The 19,957-nt window shown below is 73.7% G+C and carries 15 protein-coding genes and 1 pseudogene; 9 read left to right on the top strand and 7 right to left on the bottom strand.

What is annotated here, in order from left to right; translation table 11 throughout:
* Positions 1-79 precede the first annotated feature (79 nt).
* Positions 80-1,261: a bifunctional glutamate N-acetyltransferase/amino-acid acetyltransferase ArgJ gene (gene argJ / locus ACZ7KX_RS32780; protein WP_030554724.1), complete on the top strand. Its 1,182-nt coding sequence runs from the start codon at positions 80-82 to the stop codon at positions 1,259-1,261.
* 141 nt (positions 1,262-1,402) lie between these two features.
* On the opposite strand, the gene ACZ7KX_RS32775 is transcribed toward argJ, so the two are convergent.
* Together ACZ7KX_RS32775 and ACZ7KX_RS32770 are read right to left on the bottom strand one after the other, a co-directional pair.
* Positions 1,403-2,416, bottom strand: coding sequence for an alpha/beta fold hydrolase (locus ACZ7KX_RS32775; RefSeq protein WP_470329639.1), 1,014 nt, complete (start codon positions 2,414-2,416; stop codon positions 1,403-1,405).
* Positions 2,417-2,596: 180 nt separating this feature from the next.
* A complete protein-coding gene (locus tag ACZ7KX_RS32770) occupies positions 2,597-3,781 on the bottom strand; it encodes an LLM class flavin-dependent oxidoreductase (protein ID WP_396551764.1) in 1,185 nt (394 codons plus the stop codon).
* A 211-nt stretch (positions 3,782-3,992) separates the two neighbouring features.
* Between ACZ7KX_RS32770 and ACZ7KX_RS32765 the strand changes: the two genes are divergently transcribed.
* A complete protein-coding gene (locus ACZ7KX_RS32765; RefSeq protein WP_470329638.1) occupies positions 3,993-5,357 on the top strand; it encodes an aminotransferase family protein in 1,365 nt (454 codons plus the stop codon).
* A 61-nt stretch (positions 5,358-5,418) separates the two neighbouring features.
* Here the strand turns inward: ACZ7KX_RS32765 and ACZ7KX_RS32760 are convergent, their stop codons facing one another.
* The 3 genes from ACZ7KX_RS32760 to ACZ7KX_RS32750 form a co-directional block, all read right to left on the bottom strand.
* Positions 5,419-8,643, bottom strand: coding sequence for a BTAD domain-containing putative transcriptional regulator (locus ACZ7KX_RS32760; protein WP_470329637.1), 3,225 nt, complete (start codon positions 8,641-8,643; stop codon positions 5,419-5,421).
* A 683-nt stretch (positions 8,644-9,326) separates the two neighbouring features.
* The gene (locus ACZ7KX_RS32755; protein WP_470329636.1) at positions 9,327-10,559 is read right to left on the bottom strand and encodes an MDR family MFS transporter; all 1,233 of its coding nucleotides are present in this window, start codon (positions 10,557-10,559) and stop codon (positions 9,327-9,329) included.
* A gap of 1 nt (position 10,560) precedes the next feature.
* Complete coding sequence (locus ACZ7KX_RS32750) at positions 10,561-11,829, bottom strand: ATP-grasp domain-containing protein (protein WP_470329635.1); 1,269 nt, start codon at positions 11,827-11,829, stop codon at positions 10,561-10,563.
* A 497-nt stretch (positions 11,830-12,326) separates the two neighbouring features.
* On the opposite strand from ACZ7KX_RS32750, the gene ACZ7KX_RS32745 reads away from it, so the two are divergent.
* The 4 genes and pseudogenes from ACZ7KX_RS32745 to ACZ7KX_RS32730 all read left to right on the top strand — a co-directional run.
* Positions 12,327-13,685 carry a discoidin domain-containing protein gene (locus ACZ7KX_RS32745; RefSeq protein ID WP_470329634.1) on the top strand — a complete coding sequence of 453 codons (1,359 nt, stop codon included), beginning with the start codon at positions 12,327-12,329 and terminating at the stop codon, positions 13,683-13,685.
* A gap of 2 nt (positions 13,686-13,687) precedes the next feature.
* Positions 13,688-14,995 (top strand): MFS transporter, encoded by a 1,308-nt coding sequence (locus ACZ7KX_RS32740; protein ID WP_470329713.1) that lies wholly within the window; start codon positions 13,688-13,690, stop codon positions 14,993-14,995.
* The gene (locus ACZ7KX_RS32735) at positions 14,992-15,966 is read left to right on the top strand and encodes a TolB family protein (protein ID WP_470329633.1); all 975 of its coding nucleotides are present in this window, start codon (positions 14,992-14,994) and stop codon (positions 15,964-15,966) included. Before ACZ7KX_RS32740 ends, ACZ7KX_RS32735 begins: the two co-directional genes overlap by 4 nt.
* Positions 15,967-16,098: 132 nt before the next feature.
* Positions 16,099-16,353, top strand: a pseudogene (locus tag ACZ7KX_RS32730) (IS5/IS1182 family transposase); the annotation flags it as partial.
* Between the two features lie 13 nt (positions 16,354-16,366).
* Here the strand turns inward: ACZ7KX_RS32730 and ACZ7KX_RS32725 are convergent.
* Positions 16,367-16,594 carry a hypothetical protein gene (locus ACZ7KX_RS32725; protein WP_470329632.1) on the bottom strand — a complete coding sequence of 76 codons (228 nt, stop codon included), beginning with the start codon at positions 16,592-16,594 and terminating at the stop codon, positions 16,367-16,369.
* A gap of 846 nt (positions 16,595-17,440) precedes the next feature.
* Positions 17,441-18,412 (bottom strand): helix-turn-helix transcriptional regulator, encoded by a 972-nt coding sequence (locus ACZ7KX_RS32720; RefSeq protein ID WP_470329631.1) that lies wholly within the window; start codon positions 18,410-18,412, stop codon positions 17,441-17,443.
* Positions 18,413-18,776: 364 nt separating this feature from the next.
* On the opposite strand from ACZ7KX_RS32720, the gene ACZ7KX_RS32715 reads away from it, so the two are divergent.
* The 3 genes from ACZ7KX_RS32715 (at position 18,777) to ACZ7KX_RS32705 (ending at position 19,865) form a co-directional block, all read left to right on the top strand.
* A complete protein-coding gene (locus ACZ7KX_RS32715) occupies positions 18,777-19,076 on the top strand; it encodes a hypothetical protein (RefSeq protein ID WP_470329630.1) in 300 nt (99 codons plus the stop codon).
* Complete coding sequence (locus tag ACZ7KX_RS32710) at positions 19,069-19,416, top strand: hypothetical protein (RefSeq protein ID WP_470329629.1); 348 nt, start codon at positions 19,069-19,071, stop codon at positions 19,414-19,416. Before ACZ7KX_RS32715 ends, ACZ7KX_RS32710 begins: the two co-directional genes overlap by 8 nt.
* A gap of 269 nt (positions 19,417-19,685) precedes the next feature.
* Positions 19,686-19,865: a hypothetical protein gene (locus ACZ7KX_RS32705; protein WP_470329628.1), complete on the top strand. Its 180-nt coding sequence runs from the start codon at positions 19,686-19,688 to the stop codon at positions 19,863-19,865.
* The last annotated feature ends 92 nt before the right edge of the window (positions 19,866-19,957 follow it).

The following is a 19,957-nucleotide window of genomic DNA, read 5'->3' as shown; positions in this document are numbered from 1 at the left end:
GCACATGATGGGATCGACCGGACACCGCACCGGCGTGTCGGCACGCCGGTGCACCTGGCCTCTCGGGAGACGATGGACCATGACCGAAATCGCAGCGGACGAGCCACGGGGGTTCGCGGTGCACACCGCGCCGGTCGGACTGGGTGACGACGGGCGGGACGACTTCACCGTCCTGGTCTCGACCCGACCGGCCGTGGTCAGCGCGGTCTTCACCCGTTCCCGCTTCGCCGGCCCCAGCGTCACCCTCAGCCGGGCCGCCGCCGCGGACCGCAGCGCCCGGGGCGTCGTCGTGCTGGCCCGCAACGCGAACGTCGCCACCGGCGCCCAGGGGGAGGCGAACGCCCGCGAGGTCCGCGCCGCCACGGCGCGGGCGCTCGGTCTCGCCGAGGACGAACTGCTGATCGCATCCACCGGTGTGATCGGCCGCCAGTACCCGATGGCCGGGATCCTCGACCACATCGGGACGATGACCGGCCCGCTGCCCGAGGGCGGCTTCGACCGCGCCGCGCGGTCCATCATGACCACCGACACCCGGCCCAAGACCGCCCGCGCCCGGGTCGGCGACGCCGTGGTGATCGGCATCGCCAAGGGCGTCGGGATGATCGAGCCCGACATGGCCACCCTGCTGACCTTCTTCGCCACCGACGCGCTGCTCGACCCCGAGGAGCAGGACCGGATCTTCCGCCGGGTGATGGACCGGACGTTCAACGCGGTCAGCATCGACACCGACACCTCCACCAGCGACACCGCCGCGCTGTTCGCCAACGGCCTGGCCGGCGCCGTCGACCCGGCCGCCTTCGAACAGGCGCTGTACGACGTGGCGCTCGCCCTGGTCAAGGACATCGCGAGCGACGGCGAGGGCGCCGGCAAGCTCATCGAGGTCCAGGTCTCGGGCGCGCGGGACACCGCACAGGCCAAGCGGATCGGCAAGGCCGTGGTCAACTCCCCGCTGGTGAAGACCGCCGTGCACGGCGGCGACCCGAACTGGGGCCGGGTCGCGATGGCGATCGGCAAGTGCTCCGACGACACGGACGTCGACCAGGAGAAGGTCACCATCCGCTTCGGCGACGTCGAGGTCTACCCGCCGAGCGGGCGCGGCGCCGAGGGGGAGGGCGAGCTGCGCGCCGCCGTCGCCAAGCAGATGCAGGGCCCCGAGGTGGTCATCGGGATCGACCTCGGCATCGCCGCCGGTGCCTTCACCGTCTACGGCTGCGACCTGACCGAGGGCTACGTGCGGCTCAACGCCGACTACTCGACCTGATCCGCCCCGGCCGGCCGGGGCGCGACGTCACCTGCCGTGACGTGAGTGACGTGACCGGGCCGCCGGCGGTCCGGCATCCACGGCAGTGCCCCCGGGAGGTCCGCCTCCTGGGGGCACTGCCGTGCACGGGGCCGGCGGCCCTCAGACGGCCGCGGGCTGCGTCGCCAGCAGGGCGGTGATCGCCCCGCCGATGAACGCACGGTCGGCGGCGCTCGCCCCCGCACCGGCCAGGTGGCCCCACACGCCCGGGATCACCCGCAGGGCGGCCCGGGGCATCAGGGCGGCCGCCCTCGCCTCGTCCTCCACCGCGAAGCACAGATCACGGGCGCCCGGCAGGAGCACCGCCTCGGCGGTGACCGAGCCCAGTGCGGCCTCCGTCCGGCCGTCGAAGCCCGGCGTCGCCCCGACGTCGGCCCGGGCCCACGTGTCGATCATGGTCAGCAGGTCCTCGGTGGACGGCCCGGCGACGAAGAACTCCTCCCAGAAGCCGGTGAGGTACTCCTCCCGGGAGGCGAAGCCCAGCTCGCGGTAGGCGCCCTGGGCCCAGAACGGGTGCGAGGCCGCCCACCCGGCGAAGACCCGGCCCGCCGCCCGCCGGCCCCGGTCGGCGCCTCCGTCGGGGCTCCCGTCCGCGCTCCCGTCGGCGCGCAGCGCGGCGGCCAGCGCCGCCAGGAACACCCGGTTGTGCTCGCTGGTCGCCGCGGACCCGCAGAACGGGGCGATCCGGCGGACCATCCGCGGGTACGACACCGCCCACTGGTAGGCGTGCGCCGCGCCCATCGACCAGCCGGTCACCAGCGCCAGTTCGGTCACCCCCAGCTCCTCGGTGAGCAGCCGGTACTGGGCGTCGACGTTGTCCTGCGGGCTGATCCGGGGGAAGGCCGCCCCCAGCGGGTGGTTGCTCGGCGAGCTGGAGACGCCGTTGCCGAACAGGCCGACGGTGACGACGCAGTACCGCCGGGTGTCCAGCGGCCTGCCCTCCCCGATCAGCCAGTCGTACGCGGTGTGGTCGCCGCCGAAGTAGGACGGGCACAGGACGGCGTTGCGGCCGTCGGCGTCGAGCGTCCCGTGGACGGCGTAGGCGATCCCGGCCGAAGGCAGGGTCCCCCCGTCGGCCAGCGGGAGGCTGTCCAGTGCGAAGACGCGGTGGTCCACCGGCTTCTCCTCCGTGATGAGCGGCCCGCGGGGGCCGGACGGTCGGTCGGTGTCGTGCCATGACGTGCCAGGACGTGACGTGCCAGGACGTGACGTGCCCGGACGTGCCGGGACGTGCCCGGACGTGCCGCGCCGGGACGGGACCGTGCCGCGGCGGGGTGCCGGGCCGCCCCGCCGGTCTCAAAGCCAGTTGGGCGCGATCTCCGTCGCCCAGAGCTCCAGGCTGCGCATCTGCACGTCGTGCGGGATCAGGCCGGAGTACTGGCACTGCAGCAGGTACTCGGGGTCGTGCTGGGTCACCAGCTTCTCGATCTTGCGGTTGATGTCGTCGGGGGTGCCGACCCATTCGAGGCCGCGCTCGACCAGGGTCCGGTAGTCCGCGCCGATCGGGCCGGTCTCGCCGACCCGGCGCAGGCTCTCGGTGAAGCCCATCGGGCCGAACCAGTTCTCGAAGACGAAGCCGCCGCCGCGGGCCGCCCAGTGGTGGGCCTCGTCGGCGTCCCTGGCCACCAGCACGTCCTTCATCACCCCGATCCGCTCGCCGCGCCGCAGCTCGCCGTGCCCGGCGGCCGCGGCCTCCTCCCGGTAGAGGTCCATCAGCCGGCTCACGATCCGGTCGTCGGTGTTCATCAGGATCGGCACCACGCCCTCGCGGGCACAGAACCGGAAGGTGTCCTCGCTGAAGCTGAACGGCTGGAACACCGGCGGGTGCGGGTGCTGGTAGGGCTTCGGGGCGATGCCGACCTCCTGCACCACGCCGTTCTCGTCGAGGCCGCGGCCGAAGCTGCGGACGGCGTCGTAGGGGAACTCCAGGTCCTTGGGCGGGATCGTCCACTGGGCGCCGCTGTGCGAGAAGGTCTCGGTGGTCCACGCCTTCTTGAGGATCTCCCAGTGCTCCTCGAACAGCGCCCGGTTGCGCCGGTCGTTGGCGCCGGCGTCGGAGAGCGTCCCGCCGACCCCGAACGGCTGGCCCATGATCTCGGCCCACCGCTTCTGGAAGCCGCGCGCGATCCCGACGAAGGTCCGGCCCCGGGTCATGTGGTCGAGCATCGCCAGGTCCTCGGCGAGCCGCAGGGGGTTGTGGAAGGGCAGCACGTTGGCCATCTGGCCGACCCTGATCTCCTTGGTCTGCATGGCCAGGTACAGGCCCAGCATGATCGGGTTGTTGGACACCTCGAAGCCCTCGACGTGGAAGTGGTGCTCGGTGAACGAGAGCCCCCAGTAACCGAGTTCGTCGGCCGCCCGGGCCTGCTCGGTGAGCTGCCAGAGCATGTTCCGGTAGTTCTGCCGGTTCACCCCGGACATGCCCTTGAGCACCTGGTCGTGGCTGCCGACCGTCGGCAGGTAGAAGAGGATGGACTTCACGGGTCGTCCTTTCGTGCCGTGCGGCGACGCCACGGCTGGAAGCGGAGGAGGGTGCCGTCGACGGTGGCACCCGGCTCTTGCGAATCGTTTGACGCGCCGCCTCCGCCGGTCCGGAACGGCCGGGCGGCGGCGCGGAGCGGGACGTCCAGCGGACGCCAAGGGGTCGCTGACAGCGTGGTGGCGGGCCTCACCCGATCCTTAGGAGCTCGCCTTGAACCCAGCAACTGCCACCGCCCCCGGTGCGACCGGCACGGGGCTCGCGGCCGCGGACCGCGCGACGCTCATCCACCCCACGCTGCCGGCGCACCGGACGGACCGCACGGTCCTGGTCTCCGGCTCGGGCTGCCGGGTCACCGACGCAGCCGGCCGCGAGTACCTGGACGCCTCCGCCGTCCTCGGCGTGACCCAGGTGGGCCACGGCCGCGCCGAGCTCGCCCGGGCCGCCGCCGAGCAGATGACCCGGCTGGAGTACTTCCACACCTGGGGCACCGTGACCAACGACCGGGCGGTGGAACTCGCCACCCGGCTCGCCGGGTTGGCCCCGGGAGGGCTGCGCCGGACGTACTTCACCAGCGGCGGCGCGGAGGGCAACGAGATCGCGCTGCGGATGGCCCGGCTCCACCACCACCGGCGCGGCGAGCCGCAGCGCACCTGGATCCTGGCCCGCACGATGGGCTACCACGGCATCGGCTACGGCAGCGGCGGCGTGTCCGGATTCCCGGTCTACCACACCGGGTTCGGCCCCAGCATGCCGGACGTGCACTTCCTGACGCCGCCGCACCCCTACCGCCGGGAGCTGTTCTCCGGCGCCGACGTCACCGAGTTCTGCCTGGCCGAACTGCGGGAGTCGATCGAGCGGATCGGGCCGGAGCGGATCGCCGCGATGATCGGCGAGCCGGTGATGGGCGGCATCGGCGCGGTCGTCCCGCCGGCCGACTACTGGCCGCGGGTCGCGGAACTGCTGCGCTCCTACGGCATCCTGCTGATCCTGGACGAGGTGGTCACCGGGTACGGCCGCACCGGTCACTGGTTCGCCGCCGAGCACGTCGGGGTGGTGCCCGACATCCTGGTCACCGCCAAGGGCCTCACCTCGGGGTACCTCCCGCACGGGGCGGTGCTGGTCTCCGACGAGGTCGCCGACACCGTGACCGGCGAGCAGGGCTTTCCGGTGGGCTACACCTACACCGGGCACCCGACCGCGTGCGCGGTCGCCCTGGCCAACCTGGACATCATCGAGCGCGAGGGGCTGGCGGCCAACGCGGCCGCCGTCGGCGCACACCTGAAGGACGGGCTGACGCGGTTGCTGGACCTGCCCGTGGTGGCGGAGGTCCGCGGGGTCGGGCTGATGCTGGCCGTCGAGCTGACCTCGGACAAGGAGGCCCGGCGGCCGCTGCCGCAGGGCACCACCGAGGTGGCGGACGCGCTGCGCGAGCAGGCGGGCATCATCCTGCGGACCAACCCGTACGCGCTGGTGATCAATCCGCCGCTGGTGTTCACCCGGCAGGACGCGGACCTGCTCGTCGACGGCCTGCGCACGGTGCTCTCGCGGGTCGGCCCCGACGGCCACGTGCGCTGACCCGTCGGCGGGCCGGGCCCGGGGCGGCGGCACGGCAGCGCCGCCGTGCCGCCGCCCCGGGCTACCGCGCCGCCCCGGCGAGCAGGGCCGCGAACGGCCACTGCGTCCGCCGCAGCACGTGCTCGCCGCGCAGCTCGATCTCGTCGGCCATGGTCCGCGCCGTCGCGCGGGCCAGGTCCGGCAGTCCGGCGTGCTGCTCCGCGTCGGCGAGCAGCCCCAGGTGCAGCGCCCGCCGGAAGACCGTGCCGGAGCGGGCCGCGGCGTCCAGAGCCCAGCGCATCCGCCGCAGTCCCACGCCGGGTCGGCCGCGGCGCACCTCGGCCCAGCCGAGCAGCACGGACAGCATGTTCTGCCAGTGGCCCAGCTGGCAGCGGACGGTGAGGTCGACCCCGGCGGTGGAGGCCTGCCAGGCCCGTTCCACGTCCCCGTCGAGGACGGCCAGCAGGGCGTCGGCGTAGAGGGCGAAGGTGCGGTCCCACGGCCGGTCGCAGCTGTCCGACTCGGAGAGCTGCAGCAGCTCCTCGCGGTAGCGCTCGGCGGCGGCGGTGTCGCCGAGCAGGACGTGGCTGACGGCCAGGTGGACGCGGTAGTTGATCCTGGGGTCGCTGCGGGACAGGCCCATGAACCGGTCCGCCCGCTCCTCCGCGCCCTGCGCGTCGACCAGCGGGAGTCCGCGTTCCAGTTCGGCGACGGCCTCCTCCAGCCGGTCGGCGGTGAACCACAGCACGCCCTTGCCGTAGCAGGCGGCCGTCCGGGCCTCGGTCCCGCCGCCGTGCTCGGCCGACTCGTCCAGCAGCGCGACGATCCCGGACACCCGGGGCAGGTCGCCGCCGGCCAGGTGCATGATGACCCGGGAGGCCAACAGCGCGGTGGGCCGGGTGTTGTCGAGGGTCTTCTGCAGCACCTCGACCCGGGTGCAGGCGTCGGTGACCGCCGGGGACCCGTAGCCGAGGGTCATCGACAGCAGCCACACGACCCGCTTCTGCAGTTCCAGCTCGGCCGCGACGGACCGGTTCCGGGGCTGGCCGCGCAGTACGTCGATGGCCTGCGACAGCCAGGCGTGCGCCTCGGAGTGCAGCCGCCGGCGCTCGGCGAGGTCGCCCATGCCGACCAGGGGCTGCACCGCCTCGCGCAGGTCGAGTTCCTGCGCCGCCCGGCCACAGTGGTAGCCGATGGTCTCGGCGCAGTCGGTGCGGGCCCTGCCGACGGCGCCGTCGGCCAGCGCGACCGCCACCCGGTGGTGCAGCCGGGCGCGGTGGACCGGTTCGAGGTCGGCGAGCAGCATGTCCCGCACCAGCCCCTGCGCGAACCTGAAGCCGTGCGGGTCGACCGGATCGGGGCGCAGCAGCCCGCTGTGCAGCGCGTCGTGGACCAGGCCCGGTGGCTCGCCCAGTCCGGTGAGGACGTCGGTGAGCAGCCGGCGGTCCACGGCCGGGCCGATCACCGCGCAGGTCTGCAGCACCCGGATGACGCCCTCCGGGCACTCGGCCAGGCGGGCGCCCAGCACCAGCCGCAGGTCGAAGGAGAGCGGGGCGGCCGGTTCGGCGGGTCCGGTCACGGCGGTGGCGGTCGGCCGCAGCTTGGTGAGCAGGTAGGGGTTGCCGCCGGTGGCGCGGTGGGCGGCCGACACCAGGTCCCAGGTGGGCGGCTCGCCCCCGGTGCGGTTGATCAGGGCCCTCGTCTCGGCGAGCGAGAGCACGTCGAGGTGCAGGTACTCGGCGGCGACCTCCTGGAGCAGGTCGGCGACCGCTCCGCCGAGTTCGGGGCGCTGGGCGAGCCGGTGCTCCCGGACGGTCGCGACCACCAGCAGGTCGCTGTCGCCGAGCTCCTTGGTGAGCAGTTGGAGGAGGGCCAGGGTGCCGGTGTCGGCGAGGTGCAGGTCCTCCAGGAAGAGCACCAGCGGGCGGCGGGCGGCGGTCAGCAGGGCCTGGCAGACGGCGTCCTGGAAGGCCAGGTGCCGGGCGGGGGAGAGCGGCGCCTCGGTGCCCGCGGGGCCCGGCGCGCGGTCCGGGCGCAGCATGCCGAGGGTGTCCAGGACGGGCTCGGGCAGGGTGGCCAGTTCGGCGGCCCTGGTGCGGCGGAGCTTGCGGACGACCCGGGTCCACAGCCAGTACTCGGGGAGTTCGGGGCCGGCGGCGCAGTGCGCCCAGACGGCGTCCAGTCCGGCGGCTGGCAGTCCGCCGGCCAGCTCCTGGAGCAGCCGGGTCTTGCCGACGCCCTGTTCGCCGATCACCAGGACGGTGCGGCCGCGGCGGCCGGGTGCGGTGAGCGCCCGCAGGGTGGCCAGTTCCCGGGTGCGGCCGATCAGCCGTCCGGCGGGCGGGGCGGCTGGTGCGACGGCCGGGGCGACGGCCGCCGGGGTGGGGGAGGGGGCCGACGCCGGTGCGGGGCGCGGCGGTTCGGGCACGGCGGCGGGGGCGGGGGTGAGCGCCGGGGCGGGGCCCGAAACTGCCGGGCCCGGGCTGGGCGGCCGCAGCGCGTCGACGTCGGCGACCAGGGTGAGGCGGGGACGCGGGGCGGCCGGGGAGGCGGTCCGCCCGCCCGCGTGCACGAGGTCCTGACGCAGGATCGCGCCGTGCAGCTCCTGGAGTTCCTTGCTGGTGTCGGCGCCCAGTTCCTCGGCGAGGTGGGCCCGGATCCGTTCGAAGGTCAGCAGTGCCTCGGCGGGCCGGCCGCAGTGGTACTGCGCCAGCATGAGCTGGCAGCCCAGCCGTTCCAGCATCGGGTTGCGCCGGACCTCGTCGTCGAGTCCGCGCACCACCTCGTCGTACCGGGCCAGGCCGAGGCTGGCGTCGGCCCAGGTCTGCAGTCCCACCAGGCGCAGCTGTTCGAGCCGGGCGGACTCCAGTTGGGCGAAGTCGTAGGCGGCCAGTTCCCCGTACGGGGTGCCGTGCCAGAGGCCGAGCGCCTCGTCGACGGTGCCGCGGGCCGCGGCCAGGTCCCCGCGGGCGAACTGCTCGCGCCCGGCCTCGACGGCGGACTGGAACCGGCTGGCGTCGATGCAGTCCCGGTCGACCTCCAGGACGTAGCCGGGGGCCTGGTACCGCAGGGCCAGCAGCCTGTCCTTGGAGGGGGCGGGCGAGTGGCCGTCGATCGCCTTGCGCAGCCGGGAGACGTACGACTGGAGGGTGCCGACGACGGCCTGCGGCGGTGAGGAGCCCCAGATCGCGCTGACGATCCCGGAGACCGACACCACCCGGCCCGCGTTGATCAACAGCAGGGCCAGCAGGGCCCGTTGACGCGGCGGGCCCAGGTCGAGTGCCCGTCGGCCGGCCAGCACGGACATCTGTCCCAGCACCCTGATCGGTGCGGGGCTCCGTAACACGAGATCGGAAGCGGCGTTGTCGACTCGGCTCATCTCATCACATCCCGTCAGGCAAGACAGCTGGTGCACCCGCCGTGACCGCCGGGGTGAGCCGGGGCACGGCGTGGTTCGGGTCATGTCCGAACATGGCCGGGGATGTCGGGCGGCCGGCCGTCCGGGGGTGTCGACGGCGGGGCCTCGGGGGAGTCGTCGGTTCCGTGGGGTCGCCGTTCCTTGCCGTCACCGACGGTTGCCGGTCCGGCGGTGCTGGGGGGAGCTGGGGAGGGCGCGGGAACCGTCGACGGGTGTCGTCTCGGGCGCAGTCAGGCCGGGCGTCTGGACGGGGCGCTGCGCGGACGGCGTGGAGTGGCGATGGCGGGGCCTCCCTTGGCGTGACCAGCCGCGATCCGTCTGCGTCCGGTACAACGGCACAGCGCTCTGCTGGTCATGTCACTGTCATGTGAATCATGAATGCTGGCAGGCTACCCCGGATCGGGTGACGGTGAAACCCGCCGTCGGACCGGGAAGTTCCCTTCCGGACGACTACGGACGGTGACGGCGGGTGGGCGTGCGTCGACTCCCCCCGCGCGGTCGTCCACGGGAGGAGCCGACAGGCTGTCGGGAGCGCGGCCCCGCCGCCGGTCGGGGCGGCGGCCGGAGGTGGATCAGGAGTGCGTGACGCTTGCCCTCTCGCCGGGGGCGGCCTCGGTCCGGCGCTCCCCGCGCAGCCGGGCCAGCAGCAGGTGGCAGCCCGCGCAGACCACGGCCAGGCACAGGCAGGCGCCCCACACCGCGGTGGTGCCGGACGCCTCGATCACCCGCGCGCTGAGCACCGGGGCCAGGGCCACCGACACGCTCCAGACCGACAGGAACCAGCCCTGGTAGCCGCCCTGCCGGTCGGGGGGCGACAGTGCGGCCACCAGCGCCATGCACGTCGGCCAGACGACGATCTCGCCCAGGCTCCACAGCACGACGGTCGCCCCGTACCCGACGGTGCCGTGCACGGCGGCCGTCAGCCCCATGCCGAGACCGGTCACCAGGGTCGCCACAGCCAGCGCGTGTTCCGGTCGGAGCCGCCCGGCCAGCCGGGTCAGCGGGAGCTGGAGCACTGCGATGACGAGACCGTTCATCATCATCGCCGCGCCGTAGTCGGCGGCCGAGAGGCCGTCCGCCGTCATCGTCAACGGCAGTGCCACCAGAGGTTGTTGGAACATCAGACCGAGCATCAGCACCGAGCCCAGCAGGACCGGGAAGCCCGGCGCGCGGTGCGGCGGGCGCTGCGCACCGGCCGCGTCCGGCACCCCGGCGCTCTCCGGCGGCGGGCGGGTCTCCGGCACCCGCAGGTACACCATGACGCCGGCGAGCAGATTGGCCACCGCGTTGACCAGGAACAGCAGCAGGAATCCGTGGGAGGCGGCGAGCCCGGCCGTCACGGCGGCCACCGAGAAGCCCAGGTTGGTGGCCCAGTAGATCAGCGAGTACGCCCGCGGCAGGTCCTCCGGGGCCACCAGGTCGGCGACGGCCGCCGCGCGGGCCGGGCGGGTGGCGTTCAGGCCGACCCCCACCGTGAGGGTGAACAGCAGGACCGGCACCCGGCCGTGGGCCAGGCCCAGCCCCAGCATGCCCGCGACGGTGAGGACCTCGCTCGCCAGCAGCACCGTCCGCCGCCCCACCCGGTCCGCCAGGATGCCGCCGAACAGCGAGGCGATCCCGCTGCCCACCCCGAACGTGGTCAGCGTCAGGCCGGTGAAGAAGACCGAGTAGCCGCGCACCGTGGTGAGGTAGATCGCCATGAACGGCACCACGAAGCCGCCCGCCGAGGTGACCAGCGTTCCGCCCCAGAGCCACCAGAACGGCCCCGGCAGCCTCCCCGGTGCGCCGGCCGACCGGAGCGGCACCTCAGCTCCGCCCGTCGTACTCGACCCTGAGGGTCCGCGCCAGGTGGTCGCGGAACTCCACCGCCGCGGCGTCCGACGCGTGGTGCGACAGCACGATCGCCGGGTACCCGGACCAGTCCGGGTACGGCCGCAGCAGCGCGCCGGGGCCGACCGTCCGCACCACGTGGTCCACGCACGGCTCCTCGCGCACCTCGTCCAGGCCGTGCACCCGGGCGATCCGGCCGCCGCCGCCCACCGGCACCAGGTACGCCGCCGCGTGCCCGGTGCCCACCGGCTCCGTGCTCCAGCACTCGGGCTCCCGGCCGAGGTGGATGCGGACCGCCTCCGCCGCGAGGTCGATCCCGCTGCTGACGTGCACCAGGTGGTGCATGAACCCGCCGCCGCCGATCCGCGCCCCCATCTCCAGCAGCACCGGCCGGGTGCCCGAGACCAGACGCAGCTCGGTGTGGGTGGTGCCCTCGGTGACGCCGAAGGCGTGGTGCGCACCGACCACCTCCCGCTCGACGGCCGCCAGGACGTCCGCCGGGAGCCGGGCGGGGGCCCGCAGCGTGGTCTCCTCGAAGTACGGACCGCTCAGCTCCCCCTTGTAGCTGACGGCGCAGACCCGGACCCGGCCGTTGTGCACCAGCGACTCGGCGGAGATCTCGGGGCCGTCCAGGTACTCCTCGACCAGCACCCCGGTGCCGTCGGCCGCCCCGTCGTCGTACCCCAGGTGGGTGTCGCACAGCGCCCAGGTGGTGCGCACCGCCCGCTCCAGCTCCCCGGCGGAGTCGACCCGGATCACGCCCAGGCTGGAGTAGCCGTCGGCCGGCTTGACCACGACCGGGAAGCGCAGGCCCGCCGCCTCCGCCCAGTCGTCCGGGTGGCCGACGGCGACGAACCCGGGCACGGCCAGGCCGGCGGTGGCGAGCAGCCGGCGCATGCTGCGCTTGTCCCGGACGACCGCCGCGGCCTCCTCGGTCAGGCCGGTCAGCCCGAGCACCCGCGCGGCCCGGGCGACGAAGGGGACGACCTTCTCGTTGCCCGCCATGATCCCGTCGAACGGCTGGCGGGCGAACCGCTCCACCAGCGCGGCCACCGCCGCGTCGGGATCCCCGTCGACGTCCAGGGGCAGGAGTTCGACCACCCCGGGGGCCTTGCGGGCCCGCTCGGGGTCGTCATCGCCCCGGGGCGCCAGGATCAGATCGACACCGGCGCGCTCCGCGCCTTCGAACACCCAGGGAAGAGCGGAGAACTGGCCGACCAGGACGAGTTTCGGACGCTGCCGCATAGGGATCTCCGTACGAGAGTGGGGGGATGTGTCGGTGCCCGGTGACCGGGCGCCCGGCCACGGCCGCTCGACGGCCCGGGTCGCGGGCCGCGTCCGGGCGGCCGCGCGGAACCCGACCAGCCTTTCCCGGCGCTCTTGGCGGATCCTTGCAAACGGTTTGACGCCCGCCACCAGGATCCGGGCCACGGCACGCTGTGGGGCATCGGGCCCGGGCATGGGCTCCGGCACGTCCTCGGTCACAAGTCGTGCGTAGGCCGGTGCCCGTCGATCCGAGGGATTTCGGCACGCCCGGCCTATTGTCAGGAAACTTTACTTTTCACTAGGCTCTCGGCGGCGGCTTGGCGCGGCGCCCCCTCGCTCGGGGCGTGACGCGCTCAGCGAGAGCTCTGACCCGGCCGCCGCAGTGGTGAGGGAACCACCGCTCGACCGGCGGGGATCGCGTGCGGGTCCCGCCGGAGTCCAGCTCTCGCCGTCGTTCGAGGTCAGGGAGTTCAGGGATGCGTCCCCAAGTCTCGGTAAGGCCTGTTCACATCGGAGTGTTCGCCGCGGTGCTCGTGCTGGTCGGCGGACTGTTGCTCGGCTGGTCCGGGCGGGCGGGAGCGGCGGCCGATCCGCTGCTCTCGCGGGGCAAGGCCGCCACGGCCTCGTCCACGGAGGGCTCGTCCTACGCGGCGGGCAAGGCGTTCGACGGGAACACCGGTACCCGGTGGGCGAGCGCGGAGGGGAAGGACCCGCAGTGGCTGCGGGTCGACCTCGGGGCGGACGCCACCGTCTCGCGGATCAAGCTCTCCTGGGAGGCCGCGTACGCGAAGGCGTACCGGCTGGAGGTGTCGGCGGACGGGGCGACCTGGATCACCGTCGCCGAGGAGAAGGACGGAAACGGCGGCACGGACGACTGGACCGGGCTGACCGGCAAGGGCCGGTACGTCCGGATGTACGGCACGGCCCGCGGCACGTCCTACGGGTACTCGCTGTTCGAGATGGAGGTCTACGGGGTCACGGACACCACGCCCTCGCCGACCGCCACACCCTCGCCGACCGCGACCGCCCCGGGCGGGGCGTTCACCGTCGTCGCGGCCGGTGACATCGCGGCGCAGTGCACCGCCTCGGACAGCGCCTGCGCGCACCCGAAGACCGCCGCCCTCGCCCAGAAGATCGACCCGAAGTTCTATCTGACGATGGGTGACAACCAGTACGACGACGCCCGGCTGTCGGACTTCCGCGCCTACTACGACAAGAGCTGGGGCGCGTTCAAGGCGAAGACCCACCCCGTCCCCGGCAACCACGAGACCTACGACCCGGCCGGCTCGCTCTCCGGGTACAAGGCGTACTTCGGCAGCATCGCCTACCCGCAGGGCAAGAGCTGGTACAGCTTCGACGAGGGGAACTGGCACTTCGTCGCCCTCGACTCCAACGCCTTCGACCAGAGCGCCCAGATCGACTGGCTCAAGGCCGACCTCGCGGCCAACACCCGCAAGTGCGTCGCCGCCTACTGGCACCACCCGCTGTACTCCTCCGGCGGGCACGGCAACGACCCGGTCTCCCGGCCGGTGTGGCGGATCCTCTACGACGCCCGGGCGGACCTGGTGCTCAACGGGCACGACCACCACTACGAGCGGTTCGCCCCGCAGGACCCGGACGGGAAGGCCACCGCCGACGGGATCGTCGAGATCGTCGGCGGGATGGGCGGCGCCGAGCCGTACCCGATCGAGCAGGTCCAGCCGAACAGCCAGAAGCGGATCAGCGGCGACTACGGCGTTCTGAAGCTGGACCTCACCGACTCCGGGTACGGCTGGAGCTTCGTCGGGACGGACGGCAAGGCCAAGGACACCAGCCCGACCTACAGCTGCCACTGATGATGTACCTGGCCACCACGGGCCGTCGTCCGGACGCGCCGCCCCACCCCGGCCGGGTGGGGCGGCGCGTCCCGGGCACGGTCCTCGCGCTCGGCGCGGTCAGCCTGGTCACGGACGTCTCCTCGGAGATGGTCACCGCCGTGCTGCCGCTCTACCTGGTCCTGGGTCTCGGCCTCTCGCCCCTCCAGTTCGGCTTCCTCGACGGACTGTTCAACGGAGCCACGGCACTGGTCCGGCTCCTCGGCGGGCGGCTCGCCGATCGCGGCTCCGGCCGGCACCGGACCGTCGCCGGGGCCGGCTACCTGCTGTCGGCACTCTCCCGGCTGGGCCTGCTGATGGCCGGCGGGGCCGCCGGCGGCATCGCCGCCGCGCTGGCCGCGGACCGGCTCGGCAAGGGCGTACGCACCGCACCCCGGGACGCGATGATCACGCTCAGCGCACCGCCGGAGACCCTCGGCCGGGCGTTCGGCGTGCACCGGGCGATGGACACGACCGGGGCGCTGCTCGGCCCGCTGGTCGCCTTCGTGGTGCTGTGGGCGACCGCGGACGCGTACGACGCGGTGTTCGTGGTCAGCTTCGCCACCGGCCTGCTCGGTGTCGTGGTGCTGGGCCTCTTCGTCCCGGCCGACCCGTCGGCACCGCCGCCGCGGGCCGCATCGACCCGCCCGGTCCCGTCCGCGCTCCCGGCCGCGCTCCCGGCCGCGGGGCCGAACGCCGCACCCGGCCCGACCGGTACGGCCGCCCGGTCGACTGCCGACCCCGCCTTCCGGCGGGTGGTCGCGGCCGCCGCGCTGCTGGGCGCCGCGACCGTCGGCGACTCCTTCCTCTACCTCCTGCTCCAACGCGGCCTCGACCTGTCGGCCGCGCTCTTCCCCCTGCTGCCGCTCGGCGCGGCGGCCTGCTACCTGCTGCTCGCCGTCCCCGCCGGGCGGATCGCGGACCGCGCCGGACGGCGGATCCCGTTCCTCCTCGGCCACGGCGCGCTGCTCGCCGCCTACCTGACGCTCCTGGCCCCGTCGGGCCCGCCGACCGCCGTGCTGGTCCTGGTCCTCCTCGGCGTCTTCTACGCCGCAACCGACGGCGTGCTGATGGCGCTGGCGGCGCCCGCGCTCCCGGCCGCCGGACGCGCGAGCGGCCTCGCCGTCCTGCAGACCGGACAGGCCCTGGCCCGCCTGGTCGGGGCGGCCGGGTTCGGCGCGGCCTGGACGTGGTGGGGGCCGCGCCCGGCCCTCGTCGCGGCCGCCCTCGCCCTGGCCACCGCACTCACCGCCGCCTGGCGGATCCTCCCGGGAAGGAAGGCGCGCCGATGAAGTCGCGAACGGTCCTGCTGGTCCTCGCCGCCCTCGTCCTCCTGGGCGGCTCCCTCGGCTACGTGGTGCACGCCCGCCAACGCGACGGCGGACAGCAACTCAGCGCCGCGGACGTCTCGTTCACGCTCGATCAGCCCGGTCTGTACTACCGCGACACCGCCACCGGCCGCGTCGCCCGCAGCCCGGGCGGCGAGCCCGGCGGCCCGTCCTGCGCCCGCTTCTACGCCGCGGGGGACCGCGCCCTGTGCCTGCGCGCCCTGCCGGGCACCCCTGCCCGGACCCAGGCGGTGGTCTACGACCGGCGGTTCACCGAGCTCCGGTCGGTGATCGTCCCCGGGATCCCCAACCGGGCCCGGGTCTCGCCCTCCGGCCAGGTGCTCTCCTGGACCACCTTCGCCGTCGGCGACTCCTACGCGGCGGACCGCTTCTCCACCCGCACGTCGATCCTCGACCTGCGCACCGGCTACCTGATCAAGTCCGTCGAGGAGATCCCGCTGACGATCGGTGGCACCCGCCACCACGCCGCCGACGTCAACTACTGGGGCGTCAACTTCGCCGCCGACGACAACCGCTTCTACGCCACCGTCTCCACCGCCGGCCGCACCCACCTGGTCGAGGGCGACCTCAAGGCCTGGTCGGCCCGCACCCTGCGCGAGAACGTGGAATGCCCCTCGCTCTCCCCGGACGGTACCCGGATCGCCTTCAAGAAGAAGGTCTCCGCCGATCCCGCCGCGCCCTGGCGCCTCCACGTCCTCGACCTGGCCGACCTCCACGAACACCCGCTGGCCGAGACCCGCAGCGTCGACGACCAGGCCGCCTGGCTCGACGACGCCACCCTCGCCTACGCCCTCCCGGCCCGGGCGGGCAAGGCCACCGACGTCTGGGCCATCCCCGCCGACGGCACCGGCACGCCCCGCCTCCTCCTCCCCGGTGCCTCCTCCCCGGTCGCCGTCCGGCCCCCGCCGGCCTGACGCCCGCCGGCCCGCCGCACCGGCCCGGGACGGTGCGGCCGGCCCGTGGACGTGGACGAGGTGAGCTCCGCGACGGCGCGCCGGCTGCGGGCGGCCCTCGACACGCACGGGCCGGCGCGCCGGCGCTCCCGCGGCGAGACGGCTGGACGCTCACCCGTCGACCGGGGCAAGCAGGGCATGAAGCGCTCCGGGACGACCGACGGCTGTGGCATCCCGCTCGGCCGTGTCCTGGCCGGTGCCAACCGCCACGACTCCCCACTCCTGGCCCCGGCTCTCGACCTACTGGACGGGCTCGGACCTCTGCCGGACGACATCACCGTCCGCAGCCTGATCCGACGAGCGTGGACCACTCACCGCTGGGACGGCCGTCCGCAACGTCGACGATGAACGACCCCCCCCATCAGGGCGAACTCTTGCTGAAGACCGCCCGCACGACGTCGTCCGGGGCACCACTCGCCTCAGCGATCAGCTCTCCGGCGGCCGACCAGATTCCCGAGCGGCCGGACGTGCGGTCGAATCCGCCGCCGGTCGGGCCCGCGAAGGCCGCCGTGGCAACCCACACACCATGGTCCGCGGCGAGCGAGTGGCGCAGCTCCTCGGCGAGCCGACCGTCGCCGCCGGGGACCACCTCCTGGTGGCTGGTTGCCGGCTCCGCTACGACCGGGGCGCGGCGGTCCCCGGCGTGGGTGTCGGGGCTGTGGCCGGGAGGTTGTCATCAGATGTGTCGCGTCCTGGGGGAAGCGGGTGCGGGTTGCGACGCCTCTGTGCCGGACACCGTGCTGCTTCGGGCGGATGCCCACGCGGCATTGGATGCGCTCTGATCAGTACAGACAGGTCACGGAGGGGGCTCTGTTCTTGCACCGAAACCCGGACGACCGTGCAACAAGCCCAAGGGTGGCGCGGGCGCCGGAATGCGGTGTCCGCGTGTCCAGCAGCGCCCACCGATCGCTCGCGAACGCCGCGTCGATCTCGGCCGGCAGCCGGCCGGTCGCCCCGGACAGCTCCTCCCTGGGCCGTGACTGGTGCCGCTGCGCCTCTCCTGCTTCCGGCGTGCAAGTCACCATAGGCAGCTGCGACGTCGGGTGCACCGAGTTCCCTGGCTGAACGGCGCGTACCAGTGTGCTGCCGGGCATTGAAGGGCGGACCTGCTGAGTCCTGCTCATGGGTGAGGCAGCCCGCCCGTGCTGGCTTCGCCGACGCAGGAAGATCGCGTGCTCCATCCTTCGTCGGCGTCTTCTCGCCGCCGAGCCCTCCATCGCCGCGGCCAAGGAGACCGAGGGCCACGGCTGCCCCGTTCACCACTGCGGAGCCGGTCGTTCGGTGGGCACCTTGAGGACCGTTACTGTCACCCGATGGTCAGCTGTTGAGCTGTGGCGTCAGCGCCGATGGTCCGGCGTCGGCGTGACGTGCAGGTGGTTGTTGCCCGCCGGGCCCGGGCGGTCGGAGTGCCACCCGCTCCTCGCCTTGGGGAGGTTCAGAGCCAGCCGCGGTGGGCGGCCTTGATGCCGGCTTCGAAGCGGCTGCTCGCGCCCAGGCGCTCCATGATCGAGGACATGTGGCGCCCGACGGTGCGCGAGGAGATGCCGAGGCGCTGGCCGGCGGCGTCGTCGGTCAGGCCCGAGCCCAGCAGGCGCAGCAGTTCGCGTTCGGTGGCGCTGAGGCCGGTGCGCGGATCCTCGGGTTGGGTGGCGCCGAGCGGCACGGCCGTGTTCCAGGACTGTTCGAACAGGTCGAGCAGTGCTGCCAGGATGCCGGGTTCGGTCACGTGGAGGGCGCCCTTGCGGTTGTCCTCGGGGTCGATGGGGACGAGGGCCTGGGTGCGGTCGACCACCACCATGCGGGGCGGGATCGAGGGGGCGGTGCGGACCTCGCCGCCGTGGCTGAGCAGCCAGTGGGCGTACGTTTCCACGTGGGGCTGGTTGCGGGTGGAGTCCTGGTAGAGCGTGCGCATACCGATGCCGCGGGCGAACACCTCGGCGTCGGCGGGCCGGCTGGCGGCGAGGTCATCGGGCCGCTGCTCGCCGGGTTGGCTGGCGAGGACCTCGGTGGTGGCGCTGCGGCCCATCCGCTCCAGGCGGGCGTGGATGGCGTCCAGGCCGAGCAGGCGCTCGCCGTGTGCCGTGCGGTGCTCGGCCCGGTCCGCGACCATGCGGGTGACGGCGGCCCGCGATGCGGCCAGTGCCGCCTGGCGGGAGGCGAGTTCCGCCTCCTGGGTGGCGAGCATGTCGGCCAGGCCGATGTCGGGGCTGACCGCGCGCATCTCGCCGGGACGCTCGGCCGAGGCCCGGACGAGGGTGAGGCGGCTCAGCTCTTCGAGGTGGTCGTGCACCTCGGCGGGGCTCATGCCGCAGCCGGCGGCGATCTCGTCCACGCTGTACACGGGGTGGTCGAGCATCACCTGGTACACGGCGGTGGCCCCGGCAGTCAGGCCCAGTACTTCCAGCATTTCGCGTTCCCCCGAAACGTCGGCCGTCGTCCTCGAACAGTCGATCGCATCCAAACAGGCGCACGCCACCTTGTTCAAGATCATTATTGGGGTCTTCATGACGGTATGGGAGCTTCTGGGCGGGGAGATGATTGTGTATCGCGCACCACAATCTGACATGTTCCCGTCACGCTGTCCGGATCCCGTCAGGCCGATTGGCGACAGCGGGAAGGCCTTCCGGGGGTGTCGGCGAGCGGCGAGAGTAGTGATCGCCGCCAGGCAGGCCCGACAGGGACCGGTCCGGACGGCAGCCGAACGGAGCGTCAACCGCGGGACGCCTCAACGGATCGGCACACCTCTCCCGTCACGTCAGAAGGGCTCCGTCATGATCCGCACCCGTATCGTCCAGGCCGCCGCGGTCGCCGCTGTCTCGCTCACCGCCCTCCTGATCACCCCGGCCGTCTCAGCGGCCACCGGCGCCGGGACCGCTCCCGCCACGCCCGTCACCGCCACCTCGACCACCTCCACCACCGCGGGCTCCGACAGCCTCGGCTGGGGCAGCGTCACCCAGGCCAGCCTCGGCTGGGGAAGCGTCCCCACCAGCTCCACGACCGCCGCGCTCGCCTCAACTGGCAGCCTCGGCTGGGGCAGCGTCACCCAGGCCAGCCTCGGTTGGGGTGGCTGAACACCGGATGGACATCGTCTACGCCAGCCTGAAACGCCGGCGCCCCGGTGCGGCGGCCGAAGCGGCCGAAGCGGCCGAAGCCGTGGACGCCCTCTGGGCGCACGCCGAGGCCTCCGACGGACTCCAGCACGCCAGCGCACAGCCCGCCGACGACCGGATCGACCTCCTGCTCTACCTGCTGAGCCGCGACCCGTCCGACCCGTCGGGCCGGCTCGACCCTGCCGATGCCGTCTGCCGCGCGCACGGCCTGATCGCCCGCAGCCACCGCACCTCGCCGATGCTCCTGCGGCGCTACCTGCCCCCGGAGCCCCCGGAGCCCACGGACCGCACCGCCCGGTGACCGCCGCTCCGACCGCACCCGCAGCACCTGCTACCTGAAGACTTCCGCCTTCGCGCCTTCGCGCCTTCGCGCCTTCGCGCCGCGCGGCCCGCGACGGCCTCCGCCGAACCGAGCCCCCACCTCCGGCCGAGACGACCACTGTCCGCCGGACGACGACCGAACGTTCCACCGGCTCGGCGCCCGAACCTCCCGCTGCCCGCCACCGACCGCACGTCAGGCGTGCCCGCAGCGGTCCGACTTGCTCACACCCTTACCGCTCTGGAGATTCCATGTCCCGCGTCCGTACCCGCCTCGTCTCCTCGGCCGCCGCCGTCACGATGGCCGCCTCCGGCCTCAGCCTTCTGGCCGTCCCCGGTGCCCACGCGGCCTCGCTCGGCGACTCGATCGCCTCGACGGCCCTGGGCCAGGTCGGCAGCAACGCCTGCGGCAACGGCGGTGCCGGCTACTAGGGCACGTATTCGGTCGTGATCAATTTGTGCGATTCACCTTCGTAGTGGGTCCTGATCCGGTAGACCGTGGTGCGTGACGCGAGCGCAACTGA

Source organism: Kitasatospora sp. NPDC038210 (assembly GCF_055600605.1).
This window is presented reverse-complemented; position numbering and strand designations above follow the sequence as displayed.

Bases quoted from the DNA above. Each gene is read 5' to 3' on its own strand.
- argJ (WP_030554724.1), top strand. From the start codon at position 80: ATGACCGAAATCGCAGCGGACGAGCCACGGGGGTTCGCGGTGCACACC.
- ACZ7KX_RS32760 (WP_470329637.1), bottom strand. From the start codon at position 8,643: ATGTCCGTGCTGGCCGGCCGACGGGCACTCGACCTGGGCCCGCCGCGT.
- ACZ7KX_RS32750 (WP_470329635.1), bottom strand. From the start codon at position 11,829: ATGCGGCAGCGTCCGAAACTCGTCCTGGTCGGCCAGTTCTCCGCTCTT.
- ACZ7KX_RS32745 (WP_470329634.1), top strand. From the start codon at position 12,327: ATGCGTCCCCAAGTCTCGGTAAGGCCTGTTCACATCGGAGTGTTCGCC.
- ACZ7KX_RS32740 (WP_470329713.1), top strand. From the start codon at position 13,688: ATGTACCTGGCCACCACGGGCCGTCGTCCGGACGCGCCGCCCCACCCC.
- ACZ7KX_RS32735 (WP_470329633.1), top strand. From the start codon at position 14,992: ATGAAGTCGCGAACGGTCCTGCTGGTCCTCGCCGCCCTCGTCCTCCTG.
- ACZ7KX_RS32720 (WP_470329631.1), bottom strand. From the start codon at position 18,412: ATGCTGGAAGTACTGGGCCTGACTGCCGGGGCCACCGCCGTGTACCAG.
- ACZ7KX_RS32715 (WP_470329630.1), top strand. From the start codon at position 18,777: ATGATCCGCACCCGTATCGTCCAGGCCGCCGCGGTCGCCGCTGTCTCG.
- ACZ7KX_RS32705 (WP_470329628.1), top strand. From the start codon at position 19,686: ATGTCCCGCGTCCGTACCCGCCTCGTCTCCTCGGCCGCCGCCGTCACG.